Genomic DNA, 12,876 nt, shown 5'->3' with positions numbered 1-12,876 from the left:
CTAAATAGTGTCCAATATGCGGGTTGTGATATACCGCCATTCCTTAATCAACCATCCTTACTCTGAGGTTTTATGCTGCATCATGTTTCTTTTGGTGTTTCTGATATTTATCGTTCAGCAGCTTTTTACGATGCTGTGTTATCCGCTTTAGGTTATGTCCGCGTTTGGGATGATATCAGCGATGATGACCCGGATTGTGCTGTAGGTTATGGCTACAGCAACGGTGGTGATAAGTTTGCCATCAAACTCAGAGCACAAGTTTTATCAGGCTCAGTACCTGGCTTTCATCTGGCCTTTGCTGCACCAAGCCGTAGTGCTGTGGATGAGTTCCATAAAGCCGCATTGCAACATGGTGGCAAAGACAATGGTGCTGCGGGCCTGAGGCCAGATTATGGTGATCAGTATTATGCGGCTTTTGTGATTGACCCGGATGGCTATCATATTGAAGCTGTGATTAATGGGGCTGAACAGGTATAAGTGTTACGCATTCGGTAGCTTGTGTATGCCGCGTTGTAGGTTGCACTCGCCGTGCGGTAGGTTGTACTCGACGCGCAGCGGCAGTACAACAATGTAACTGCTAGGGAGTGCCTGTAGTTGTAACTGTCGTTGATTGCTACATGTTTTACTTTAAAGCTTTCGCCTGTGGCGAGCCGCTTTCTTTTGCGTCGCCAAAAGAAAGCGGCGCAAAAAAAAGGCGACCCCAGGTCGCAGCGAAATCCCGGCCCAAAATCGTGCGTCCAAGGCGGCTGGGTAACTCGCTCGTCGCTACCGCTCCTTACTCAAACACTCCCAGCCTTAAAACCTTGGCCACCCAATTTTGTCCGGCTCGCGCCCTAATGGGGGATTGGTGCCAGTAGTTGGTAGCTTAGGTCTGAGAGCTGCGGCGATATGCTTGGACAACAACATGATCTTCTCCACAAAACCCGCATACGAACTCACGATTTTTCATGATTTTCTGGTCATCAATTTGTAGCATCTCACCACACCGACCACATTTAACGTCATGCACCGTATATGACAAGGTAAGTTTGTTACCACCTTTCGACTTTACTCGATAGCGAAATTTGCATGAGTCACACTCGACAACATCACCTTCTTTAAGTTGGTTACGATCAAAAATAAGATCTTCGGAGCACTCTAGACAAGCCTGAAGTTCAATACCAGACGCCCTAATCCAAATATCCGTGTTTACATATTGTTCTATGCCGTCAAGTACATCAATTACACACTTTTTTATCTTTTCAGTATTGAATGACTCGCTCTCATTAGGCTTAGGTAAGTGCAGAAAATTTCCAAGCTTGCTGTAATTTTTAGTCAGCCATTGTACGGATGGTATCTTTTGTTCTCCCAGAGCGATCCAACCATCTATCGGCGGAATATTTGACTGACAAAAATTTATTTCTACTTTACAGTATTTGTCTGCAAACTCATCAATCTTACTCAGCATTTTGATAGCTTTATGCGGTTGCCAAGTTTCTGTAATAGTGTTTGGAATATCACGAAAAGAAGATAACTTCTTGTATACAATTGCTTCAATACAGTAGCGAAGCTCTAAGCAACAATATCGAAGTTGGCTATCTTCTTTACTCTCAGAAAGAGCTCTAGCATTTTCAAAATGAACTTTCGGGAAATAACCCACTGTACCTCCAAACGAAGTTCAAGCCCTACTATCCGATAAATTGAGATCGCAGCGATTCAATTTAATCTACTTCCACTTAGCGATGGCATTGGCCTGGCAAGAGGTTATACCTGTTAACTCATTGCGGCCCATTGAAATGCGAATTCTTTGCTCGTTGACTGGTTCAATTTCACGCCCCTCGTTATCTGCATGTTCCCAAGCGATGGAGGTTAGCTGGCTCTTGCAAGCTGTTGCTAAAACATCACTTTCAGGTATGAATTGATAGCGTGAGTAGAAAACGGTAATTGCGAATCCATCGTCCCTTTTTTCTATACCATACTCGGTATCTTTGTCATAGGTTGAAAGCGGTATGTTTGTGTGACTCACGGGTGTTGCACATCCGGACAGCAAAAGCACTAACAGCAAAGCACTCCAAATTTGCATAGCTACTCCATGTAGTTGTAACAATGATTTTTCAAAGGCAGCCTGCTAACACGCAGAACTTTTCCAGCCTTATCTCCTGATTTTCACTCATACCAAACTAACGCTGACATACCTCTATTTCAACAACTTTTTCTAAAATGCCTAAAATGGGCCACACAAACTTTATACATGCCAGAATGGACCCTAGAGGGACGCTAGGGTTAGGTCTTGTGATGTGCCCTAATGTCGCTTTTCGCTCTTAACTGCCAATCAGCAAAGGCCATACTAACTACTGGCACCAAATCCCCATTAGGGCGCGAGCCGGACAAAATTGGGTGGCCAAGGTTTTAAGACGAGGAGTGTTTGAGCGAGGAGCGGTAGCGACGAACGAGTTGCCGAGTCGCCTTGGACGCGCGATTTTGGGCCGGGCTTTCGCTGCGACCTGGGGTCGCCTTTTCTTTGGATAGCTTTCTTTTGGCGAAGCAAAAGAAAGTATCTCGCCAAAGGCGAAACGCTTTAAACATAAGTATTAGGTAACCAGAAACTACCACAGGCCAGAAAAATAGCCTGTAACTCCGGATGCATTTCAACCTCAGCTTATTTGCAACTATACCTGCTCTGCACAAAACCACTCTGGTACACCCGGGTTTCCAGATGTTGTAGTTTTATATCCGCAGCTAAAGTACCAAACAGCGGTATACCTTCACCTATCAGCACCGGAATAAGGGTTAGCGTCAGTTCATCCACCAGATTATGGCGCAGGCTTTGCTGGATAATGTTACCGCCATCCAGATAAACAGCTTTGTAACCTTGCTGCTTAAGCTGATGAAGAATATCCACCATAGCGCCCTGACGGATTTCTACTTTGTCTTGTAGTTCAGGCGCTAAATCAGCGGAGCTTAGCTGATGACTCAACACCACAGTTTTCACCGGATAGGGCCAGTCGATGCCAAAACTCAGCACTTTTTCGAAGGTTGCCCTGCCCATTAAAATGACATCAATCTCAGACATAAAAGCACTGTAGCCATGGTCGTCTGTTGAGTCTGTGGCCGAGGTTAACCAACTGATGTCACCATCTTTTTTGGCGATAAAACCGTCCAGGCTGGTGGCTATAAATACTTTTACTTTCATTGGTCTTCCGCCCTTTAAATGACAAGTTACAGCAGCAACCATCAGAACAGAAAACACCCCCGGCGAACAGTAAAAACTTGTAGTTCAGCCGGAGGACTTTGTTAGCATTAATGTCCTGCTAAGGCATGTAAATACACTTGTGGGGCTGAAGACAGCGCCTGATGGATCATTTGGGTAGGTTCATCGGCCAGCACTTGATCGGCACCTTGCTCTAAACCATCAAAAGTACGGTTAACCACTTGCTCTGCTGATACCTTAGGTACATCTAAACCTTTGGTTAAATCGGTATCGATAAAACCTACGTGCAAACCCAACACCTGAGTTTGCTGAGCTGCCAGCTCCTGACGCACTGCGTTGGTCATAGACCAGGCTGCAGATTTAGTTACAGAGTAGGTGGCTAATAATGGGCCTGTGATCCAGCTGGCAATAGACAACACATTGATAATGCCACCGCCGCCGTTGTTCGCCAGTACTGGGGCAAAACTCTGAGTTAAACGCAGTGGGCCATAAAGGTTAGTTTCCAGCTGGCGACGCATCATGCTTTCAGCATCTTCGGTCAGCATGGCGCCAAGTTCTGCTACACCAGCGTTATTGATTAACAAGGTCAGATCTGAACATTGTTCAACCAGCTTTGCTATATCGTCTTTGTTAGTCACATCTAACTTCACCGGAATTACACCTTCCAGTGTGATGCTATCCGGGTTGCGTGCTGCGGCATATACTTTGCGGGCGCCACGGGCCAGTGCTTCTTTTGCAAAAGCCAAACCTAAACCACGGTTAGCACCTGTCACTAATACCACTGCATTTTCAAGTTTCATATCATTTACCTTTATAAAATATGACGATCATCATATTTGTAATTAAAAAAACGGGCGAACCCGGCTATTGGTGTTGTTGGCTCTCTGAATAACGTCGAACTAAATTTTCACGGCTTGCTGTTAAATAAAAGCTTGCCTGGTCTGTGCCTTTTAAACCTCGTGCCAGCTGAAGCGAACCAATCAATGTGCTGATCAGTAAAAACGCACTCTCGCGGTTTAGCTTCTGATTGCTTAGCTGCTGCACTTTTTCTACATAAGCTTCAATAAGTTTGCCTGCTACAGCTTTTGTTGTTGCGTCCAGCCGGAAAAAATCTGAACCAAGCGCTGCCACAGGGCAACCTGCACCTTCAGTGCAATTGTTCAGGTGTTGCTCCGACAAGTAGGTTTCGATAAAGGCGGTGAGTGGCTGAACGCCTTCACTGATACTTTGTGCCAGATTTTGCCTGAGCAATTCTGCAGATTCAGCGCCTGCATAACCCAAAGCCTCGGCCAGCAATGCGTCTCTGTTGGAGAAATGCGCATAGAAGCCACCATGAGTTAAACCCGCTTGTTTCATCACGTCTGCGACAGCCAAAGAGTCAAAGCCATCTCTGCGAATAATTTTTGCAGCAGTCTGCAGAATTCGCTGGTGGGTCATCTCTTTTTTACTTAAAGCTGTCATCAAAGTGGCCTGCAGTTGATTATATGATGATCATCATATTTTTAATTGTGCCTGCTGGCAAGTACTTTTTTTGAACAGATTTATACATTTGAGGGCGGTTAGAGTTAAGTCGTTGAACTGTTTGTGTTTATAGTGGAAAAATAATAACTCAGCGGTCTGAGTTTAAGTAGTGCTGCAGTTGTAGCACCCGCTTTGGCCGCTCAAACAACTGATACAGCTCCAGCCAGTCAGCTAACTGCATCAGCGGTAAATCCTGTTGCCAGCTGGTTTTTTCAGGCAGAAACTCAAACGCCTGCAAACCGTCGTCTTTGAGCACCTGTATGCCCGCCATCAGTTCGATCACAAGGCCATTTTTGCTAAAACGGGCAAACCCCTTGCTGCGATAAATGGGGTGGAGTGATACAGGCACAGTGTGAGCATACTGACTTAGCAGGGTTTTGAACTGTTCAAAGCGCTCAAGCGTGCAGACCAAATCTAAATCCCGGGCTTGTGGCTCAATGCCATAACACTGCAGTAAAAAGCTGCCGCCTATGGCCCAGTCGGTTGGCCCAAGCAGTTGCACTAATTCTGTGGCGACTTGTTTGATATCAGTTTGTTGCATCAGAATTTGCAGAAATCTGTTCTATACGGGCGATAAAATACCCCTTCGCCAGTTGGGTTTTCACCTGTTGGCCCGGTTGTAACTTCGACGCGTCCGTAATCACTTGTTGCTGTTCGTCAAAGCTAATGCTGTAGCCGCGCTCTAAAGTGGCTAAGGGGCTTACGGTATGCAAACGGCTGCTTTGCAATAACCACTGCTGCTGCTTTTGCTTGAGCAACTGCTGCATAGATTGCTGTAACTGATGGTTGTGCTGATCCAGCTTTTGTTGCTGCTGTTTAATCCGCACCAGTGGCGTCAGCTGTTGCAAGCGATGTTGCAAAAACTGCTGCTGTTGTGCCGCTTTGTCGATACGGCGTAGCAAGGCATTTTGCAACCTCATCTGCAGTTCATCCAGATACTGCTGCTGTTGCTGTAAACGCCTTGCCGGGTCAAGCAAGGTCAATCTGTGCACTAAAGCTGTTAAACGAGGTTGCTGCTGCCGTAAATAGCTTTGCATCGAACGTTGCAGCCGTTGCTCTGCTGATAGCACTGACTGCAGTTGTTGCTGCTGATCCGGAGATACCAGCTCAGCTGCGGCAGATGGCGTGGCTGCACGCACATCGGCGACAAAGTCGGCTATGGTAAAGTCAATTTCATGACCTACAGCGCTGACGGTTGGAATAGGGCAGTGGGCTATTAAGCGTGCCACCTGTTCATCGTTAAAACACCATAAATCTTCCAGCGAACCACCACCACGGCCAATTAGCAATACATCCACTTCATTGCGGGATATAGCTTTTTGGATGGCATTGTAAATTTGCGCCGGAGCCTGAGTGCCTTGCACTAAACAAGGATAAATAATCACTTCCAGGGCCGGAGCGCGGCGTTGCAGTACTGTGATGATATCGCGAATGGCAGCGCCGGTAGGGGAGGTGACCACCCCAACTTTTTGTACTTTTTTCGGCAGCGGCTTTTTGCGCTCTGGCGCCAGTAAACCTTCAGCGGCCAGCGTGGCTTTGATTTGTTCGTATTGTTGCTTGAGTAGGCCGTCACCGGCTGGTTCCAGCATATCGGCGAGTAACTGATATTCACCCCGTGGTTCATACACACTGATACGGGCGCGGATCAGAATTTGCTGACCATTTTTTGGCTGCAAGCTGGCGTATCTGTTGCTTTGTTTAAACATCGCCACTTTGACCTGAGCGGCCTGATCTTTTAACGAAAAGTACCAGTGACCGGAGGAAGCTGCGATAAAATTGGACACTTCACCCACTAACCAAAGCTGACGAAATTGCAGCTCAAGAGTCAGGCGAACTTCAGAGTTTAAGCGGGAGACAGTGTAGATATCAGCTTGCGACATGGCTTGGATTCCTCAATCCCCTTCTTACTTGAAGCCGCAGCTTTGTTGACTGCGTTCTCTCGCCCCAGTCACATAGGACAACTATGCTCCTGGGGTCTCGAGCACTTGTCGTCGCGCTGCAACTCCAATTACTTTGGGGCGTATTTTGTGGTTAATGTAACACAAAAGCGAAAAATTGATTGTGGCAAGGCGCAAAAGCGGATAAAATTGCGCCGCAACATTCCCCCCTCTTTTTTTAACAGCGAGATTGTTGCAATGCTCAGGATCGTGAAAGAAGCCATTACATTTGACGACGTGTTACTTGTACCGGCGCACTCCACTGTGTTACCCCATACCGCAGACCTGCGGACTCAATTGACCAGCAAAATTACGTTAAATATTCCTATGGTATCGGCGTCTATGGACACTGTCACCGAGGCTCGTTTAGCTATTGCTTTAGCACAGGAAGGCGGTTTAGGTTTTATTCACAAAAATATGACCATCGAAGAGCAGGCAGCCAATGTTCGTAAAGTAAAAAAATACGAAAGTGGTGTGGTATCAGACCCTGTCACTGTACGTCCGGAACAAAGTATCCGTGAAGTGCAGCAACTGGCAGCTCAGCATGGTTTCTCTGGTTTCCCTGTAGTAGATGCTGACAACAATCTGGTTGGCATTGTGACAGGTCGTGACCTGAACGTTGAAACTAACCCACAACTGGCTATTTCTTCTGTGATGACGCCAAAAGAGCGTTTAGTCACAGTGAACGAAGCTGGCCCACGTGCTGAAGCTTTAGCTTTAATGCACAAACACCGTATCGAAAAAGTATTAGTGGTCGACAATGGCTTTAAGCTAAAAGGTTTGATCACAGTACAGGATTACAACAAAGCCGCCAGCAAACCAAACGCCTGTAAAGACGAATTTGGTCGCTTACGCGTTGGTGCTGCTGTGGGCGTAGGCCCAGGCACCGACGAACGTATTGCCGCTTTAGTAGAGGCCGGTGTGGATATTTTATTAATAGATACCTCACACGGTCACTCTGAAGGCGTGTTAGATCGCGTGCGTCAAACCCGTGCTTTATACCCTGATTTACAAATAGTTGCCGGTAACGTTGCCACAGCTGAAGGCGCAAAAGCTTTAGCTCTGGCTGGTGCCAACGCTGTGAAAGTGGGTATAGGCCCAGGTTCTATTTGTACCACCCGTATTGTCACTGGTTGTGGTGTACCGCAACTGACAGCTATCTCTGATGCAGTAGATGGCGTACAGGGTATGGACGTTTGTATTATCGCTGACGGCGGTATCCGCTTCTCAGGTGACATCGCCAAAGCTTTAGTGGCTGGTGCGCACTGCGTGATGGTAGGTTCAATGTTTGCTGGTACTGAAGAAGCGCCGGGCGACGTTGAGCTGTATCAGGGCCGTTACTACAAATCCTACCGTGGTATGGGTTCATTAGGTGCTATGGCACAACGTAATGGTTCATCTGACCGTTACTTCCAGGGCAGCAACAACGCTGAGAAGTTAGTGCCTGAAGGTATTGAAGGCCGTGTAGCGTACAAAGGCCCAATCGGCACTATTATTCACCAGCAAATGGGTGGCCTGCGCTCTTCTATGGGCTTAACAGGTTGCTCTACTATTGCTGAAGTCCGCACTAAGCCGGTCTTTGTCAAAGTAACTTCTGCTGGTATGGGTGAATCGCACGTGCATGATGTGCAAATCACCAAAGAAGCACCAAACTACCGCTTAGGTTAACCGCTTAATCAGAGGCTGGCGTTTTGCCAGCCTCTGTGTTTTATCCATTCGACATTTGTTACTACAAGGTGATTATGAGCAAAAACATTCACTTCCATCGAATTCTGATCCTCGACTTCGGTTCGCAATACACTCAGCTGATCGCCCGTCGTGTGCGTGAAATTGGCGTTTATTGTGAGCTGTGGGCATGGGACGTTACTGCTGAACAAATCGCTGAATTTGCTCCAACCGGTATTATTTTATCTGGTGGTCCTGAAAGTGTGACTGAAGCCGGCTCGCCTCGTGCGCCATCTTATGTATTTGAAGCCGGTGTGCCTGTGCTGGGTGTTTGCTACGGCATGCAGACCATGGCTGAACAACTGGGCGGTAAAGTGTCCAGCTCCGATCACCGTGAATTTGGTTATGCTCAGGTTGAACTGATTGCAGAAAATGCCATGTTCACCGGTATTGAAGATCATCTGAACGAACAAGGCCGCGGTTTACTGGATGTCTGGATGAGTCATGGCGACAAAGTAGTGCAAATCCCACAGGGTTTTGTCACTACAGCGCAAACACCAACTTGCCCTCATGCTGCTATGGCTGATGAAGCCCGTCAGTTCTATGGCGTACAGTTCCACCCTGAAGTAACTCATACCCGTCAGGGCCTGCGCATGTTAGAGCAGTTTGTGGTCGATATCTGTGGTTGTGAAAAACTCTGGACTCCGGCCACCATTATTGATGACGCTATTGCCAATATCAAAAAGCAGGTCGGTGATGATCAGGTGATTTTAGGTTTATCAGGTGGTGTCGACTCCTCCGTAGTGGCGATGTTATTACACCGCGCTATCGGCAAAAACCTGACTTGTGTCTTTGTCGATAACGGTTTATTACGTTTAAACGAAGGCACCCAAGTGATGGAAATGTTTGGTGACCATTTTGGTCTGAACATTATCCATGTCAAAGCTGAAAACCGTTTCCTCGACGCCTTAAAAGGTGAAGCAGAACCTGAAGCCAAACGTAAAATTATCGGTCGTGTATTTGTTGAAGTATTTGACGAAGAAGCGAAAAAACTAAGCAATGCCCGCTGGTTAGCTCAGGGTACTATTTACCCTGACGTGATTGAATCAGCAGCTTCTAAAACCGGTAAAGCTCATGTGATTAAGTCGCACCATAATGTTGGTGGTTTACCTGCTGATATGAAAATGGGTTTAGTCGAGCCACTGCGTGAACTCTTTAAAGATGAAGTGCGCAAAGTGGGTTTAGCTTTAGGTTTGCCCTACGACATGCTGTACCGTCACCCTTTCCCAGGCCCTGGTTTAGGTGTTCGTGTATTAGGTGAAGTGAAAAAAGAATACTGTGATTTATTACGCAAAGCCGACGCGATTTTTATCGAAGAGCTGCGTAATTCAGGCTGGTATGACAAAGTCAGTCAGGCCTTTACCGTATTCCTGCCAGTGAAATCTGTGGGCGTAATGGGCGATGGCCGTAAATACGACTGGGTTGTGTCGATCCGCGCCGTAGAAACCATCGACTTTATGACAGCACATTGGGCGCATTTGCCATACGAGTTGTTAGGTCAGGTGTCTAACCGCATTATCAATGAAGTGAACGGTATTTCCCGTGTGGTCTACGACATCTCCGGTAAGCCACCAGCAACTATTGAGTGGGAATAATTTATCCTTCTTACTTGAAGCTGCAGCTTTGTTGACTGCGCGTTCTTGCCCCAGTCACATAGGACAACTATGCTCCTTGGGTCTCGAACACTTGTTGCCTAGCTGCAACTCCAATTACTTTGGATAGAAAAGGGGCAGATTTAATCTGCCCCTTTCGCTTTTTACAGCTTATTGATTTCGTGTTTCAGCTGGTAGGACTTATCCGTCACTATGGCTTCTAAAGTGGCTACCCGCTCTTTTAATTGATCTAATTGCTGTTTTATTTCGTCACTCGACTGACCAGCGCTTTTTAGTTTGATTTGTGTTTTGGTGTAGTTTTCATAAAAAGCATAACCAAAAGCGCCAACAACAGCGACAAAACCTATTTCAAATGGTCCCATGATTTTCCTTCCCTAAGTCTGTATTAACTAAACTGAATAATAAGCCTACAACAAGCAGCAAGTGTTATACCATAGTTACTATCTTGTTTATTTTCAAATGCTTAACCTATTTCTATAGAGGCAGCGTTAAGCAAACTTGCTAAAAGATAGTCAAAAGCTTAACCAGAGCTGGTAAAATTAGCCACATGCAACAGCAGCGCAAGGAGAAAAGGTGACAGAACAAGACGATTTACACTGGATGCAGTATGCCTTGCAGCTGGCTGATAAGGCTGAACAAAGTGGTGAAATTCCGGTAGGTGCTGTGCTGGTTAAAGACGGTGTGGTGCTGGGGGAAGGCTGGAATCAGTCGATTCAACTGAATGACCCATCTGCTCATGCTGAAATGCTCGCCATCCGGCAGGCTGCAGCAAAAATTGGCAATTACCGCCTGATTGATTGCACCTTGTATGTCACTTTAGAGCCTTGTGCTATGTGTGCTGGTCTTTTAGTGCACAGTAGAGTAAAACGCCTGGTGTTTGGCGCTAAAGATGCAAAAACCGGCGCTGCGGGCTCTGTGCTGGATATAGTGCGGCATCCGGTGTTGAATCACCAGTTGGATGTCCTGGATGGTCCTTTGGCGCAGCAATGCGCAGACAAACTCTCTGAATTTTTCCGCCGTCGCAGGGCAGAACAAAAGGCATTAAAACAGCTGGAAAAACAACAGAGTGTTAGGGAAGGGCAGTTTAAGCAGTAGCTTCAGTGGCGCTGGCTAAATCCTGGATAGATTGGAAAGAGCGGCGACGTCTGTTTAACTTTAACATTGTCATATTACGGCTCACTCGTCTTCTGCTGGATGCAACATCCATTAATCGCCGCTTGCGCTGCATTGTTGGTTTTTTACGTTTTAACATTCAATGACTCCAAATTATTTTCGCTAATATAAAAGCTTAGCGATGCAGTTACAAGATTAAGACTGCTTAGGAGTGCCGATGTTCCCTGACTTTTCTGCTGAATTTACGGCTTTATCGCCAAACTGCTCGTTAAGCCGCTGTTTTTGCTGATCTAACCTTTGCTCAGTTTTTTTCTTTTCATCAACCCATAACAGCGTATCGTAGAAACGACGGACGTTTTCAACATAATAAACAGCCTGAGCACCGCGGGCGTAACCCAGCCTGGTGTTCTGGTAATAACGTTTTTGCTGTAGTAAAGGTAAGCGTTGTTTGACTTCATGCCATTGATCCGGGTTCGCGCCATCCCGTTCTGTTAGCACCCTGGCGCTTTCAACATGACCCCAGCCAATGTTATAGGCGGCGATGGCAAACCAAAGCCGGTCCGGCATTTGAATTCGCTCAGGAATACTCTCAAGCATGCGTTGCAGATATTTACTACCGCCTTTGATGCTTTGTGCCGGGTCTAAGCGACTGCTGACGCCCATTATTTGCGCTGTCCCGACGGTCAGCATCATCATTCCCACCACACCAGTCGAACTGCGGGCTTCAGGGCGCCAATTCGACTCCTGATAACCAATAGCAGCCAGTAGGCGCCAATCAAAGTTACCGGCATACTTTTCAAATAAGGGCTGATAACGGGGTAAGTCTTTTTCAATGGCTTTGATGTAGTCCAGAGTCGCGACGTAATCAAAACGGCGGATATGACCAAAGTATTTATCTTCCAGACTTAATAAATCGCCGGACTGATAATTCTGACCAAAAAATTCAATCAACACGGCCCAGAATGAGTCGTCTGCTTTGTTACTCAAAAGCCAGGCCACAGGCTGTTGTTCTTTCACTTTAAAGGCGACTGTTAAGTTAGGAAAAAAACGCTGATTGACGGCCAGTAAGTTGGAATCGACCAGGGTATAAGGAATTTTGCCGTCTTCGACCTGTTGCAGCAGTTCATCGGCATCTTCGGATTCACTTTCCTGCCACTGCAACTGTGGATGGTCTTTTTGCACAGCACTTAAGGTTTCTGCCAAAGAGCTGTCTTTGGGTACCAGCACTGGTTCTTTGATATCTTTGAAGCTATTTGGCTTTTTCTGGCCCTTACGGTACACCAGCACTTCGTTACGCCATAAATAAGCTGGCGCTATGCGATACTTCTGTTTCCGGCTTTCTGTTACAGCCAAACCGCCCGCTATATAATCAACCTGACCGGAGTCGAGCTTTTGCAGTAATTCTTCACGCTGATAACTGGGGAATAACTCCAGTTCAACACCTAATTTTTCTGCTAATGCCAGTGACAGTTCATAGTCGTAGCCCGTTGGGCCATCAGCGCCGACATAATAGCTGGTAGGGCTGTTTAAAATGCCAACACGAATGCTATCTCTTTGATAAATTTCATGAAGCTGAACAGGTTCCTGCACCGGAGTACAAGAAACTACTGCTGTTAATACAGCTCCTAAAATACCAAATCGAATCATCCGGTTATGCCTTTCATCACAAAGAGCGCCATTTATACCAAAATTCCTGCTGGTCGTCAGATCTTATTCATACCATTACAGCGGTTTTTTCTTTATAATGCGGCGCCTGATTTTGGGTTCCATTGTCGCT

General features: G+C 46.5%; 14 protein-coding genes. 4 read left to right on the top strand and 10 right to left on the bottom strand.

Annotated features, from left to right (window positions below):
• Positions 1–72: 72 nt before the first annotated feature.
• Positions 73–477, top strand: a complete 405-nt coding sequence (locus OM978_RS16810; RefSeq protein WP_264343427.1) for a VOC family protein — start codon at positions 73–75, stop codon at positions 475–477.
• A gap of 388 nt (positions 478–865) precedes the next feature.
• Here the strand turns inward: OM978_RS16810 and OM978_RS16805 are convergent, their stop codons facing one another.
• From OM978_RS16805 to xseA, 7 genes are all read right to left on the bottom strand, one after another.
• The gene (locus tag OM978_RS16805) at positions 866–1,639 is read right to left on the bottom strand and encodes a hypothetical protein (protein ID WP_264343425.1); all 774 of its coding nucleotides are present in this window, start codon (positions 1,637–1,639) and stop codon (positions 866–868) included.
• Positions 1,640–1,705: 66 nt separating this feature from the next.
• On the bottom strand, positions 1,706–2,062 hold the full coding sequence (locus OM978_RS16800; protein WP_127025614.1) for a hypothetical protein: 357 nt from the start codon (positions 2,060–2,062) through the stop codon (positions 1,706–1,708).
• A gap of 576 nt (positions 2,063–2,638) precedes the next feature.
• On the bottom strand, positions 2,639–3,172 hold the full coding sequence (locus tag OM978_RS16795) for a dihydrofolate reductase family protein (RefSeq protein ID WP_264343423.1): 534 nt from the start codon (positions 3,170–3,172) through the stop codon (positions 2,639–2,641).
• Positions 3,173–3,279: 107 nt separating this feature from the next.
• On the bottom strand, positions 3,280–3,990 hold the full coding sequence (locus tag OM978_RS16790) for an SDR family oxidoreductase (protein ID WP_264343422.1): 711 nt from the start codon (positions 3,988–3,990) through the stop codon (positions 3,280–3,282).
• A gap of 64 nt (positions 3,991–4,054) precedes the next feature.
• The gene (locus tag OM978_RS16785) at positions 4,055–4,651 is read right to left on the bottom strand and encodes a TetR/AcrR family transcriptional regulator (RefSeq protein ID WP_264343421.1); all 597 of its coding nucleotides are present in this window, start codon (positions 4,649–4,651) and stop codon (positions 4,055–4,057) included.
• A 148-nt stretch (positions 4,652–4,799) separates the two neighbouring features.
• Entirely contained in the window at positions 4,800–5,252 is a 453-nt protein-coding gene (locus OM978_RS16780) for a hypothetical protein (RefSeq protein ID WP_264343420.1), read from the bottom strand.
• Positions 5,239–6,591, bottom strand: a complete 1,353-nt coding sequence (gene xseA / locus OM978_RS16775; protein ID WP_264343419.1) for an exodeoxyribonuclease VII large subunit — start codon at positions 6,589–6,591, stop codon at positions 5,239–5,241. The genes OM978_RS16780 and xseA overlap by 14 nt, the downstream gene beginning before the upstream one ends.
• Before the next feature lie 255 nt (positions 6,592–6,846).
• Here xseA and guaB point away from each other — a divergent pair, with 255 nt between their 5' ends.
• Together guaB and guaA are read left to right on the top strand one after the other, a co-directional pair.
• Positions 6,847–8,316, top strand: a complete 1,470-nt coding sequence (gene guaB, locus OM978_RS16770; protein ID WP_233081624.1) for an IMP dehydrogenase — start codon at positions 6,847–6,849, stop codon at positions 8,314–8,316.
• Positions 8,317–8,390: 74 nt separating this feature from the next.
• Positions 8,391–9,968, top strand: coding sequence for a glutamine-hydrolyzing GMP synthase (guaA, locus tag OM978_RS16765; protein ID WP_264343418.1), 1,578 nt, complete (start codon positions 8,391–8,393; stop codon positions 9,966–9,968).
• Between the two features lie 161 nt (positions 9,969–10,129).
• On the opposite strand, the gene OM978_RS16760 is transcribed toward guaA, so the two are convergent.
• Positions 10,130–10,348: a hypothetical protein gene (locus OM978_RS16760; protein ID WP_264343417.1), complete on the bottom strand. Its 219-nt coding sequence runs from the start codon at positions 10,346–10,348 to the stop codon at positions 10,130–10,132.
• Between the two features lie 211 nt (positions 10,349–10,559).
• Between OM978_RS16760 and tadA the strand changes: the two genes are divergently transcribed.
• Positions 10,560–11,081, top strand: coding sequence for a tRNA adenosine(34) deaminase TadA (gene tadA / locus OM978_RS16755; RefSeq protein ID WP_264343416.1), 522 nt, complete (start codon positions 10,560–10,562; stop codon positions 11,079–11,081).
• Here the strand turns inward: tadA and OM978_RS16750 are convergent.
• Both OM978_RS16750 and mltF read right to left on the bottom strand, forming a co-directional pair.
• Positions 11,071–11,238, bottom strand: a complete 168-nt coding sequence (locus OM978_RS16750) for a hypothetical protein (protein ID WP_264343415.1) — start codon at positions 11,236–11,238, stop codon at positions 11,071–11,073. The genes tadA and OM978_RS16750 overlap by 11 nt on opposite strands.
• A 56-nt stretch (positions 11,239–11,294) precedes the next feature.
• Positions 11,295–12,746, bottom strand: coding sequence for a membrane-bound lytic murein transglycosylase MltF (gene mltF / locus OM978_RS16745; RefSeq protein WP_264343414.1), 1,452 nt, complete (start codon positions 12,744–12,746; stop codon positions 11,295–11,297).
• Positions 12,747–12,876 lie beyond the last annotated feature (130 nt).

Source organism: Rheinheimera sp. MM224, from assembly GCF_947090785.1.
Classification (GTDB): domain Bacteria; phylum Pseudomonadota; class Gammaproteobacteria; order Enterobacterales; family Alteromonadaceae; genus Pararheinheimera.
Note: the sequence above shows the minus strand (reverse complement) of the source record. Positions and strands in the feature narration are given on the sequence as shown.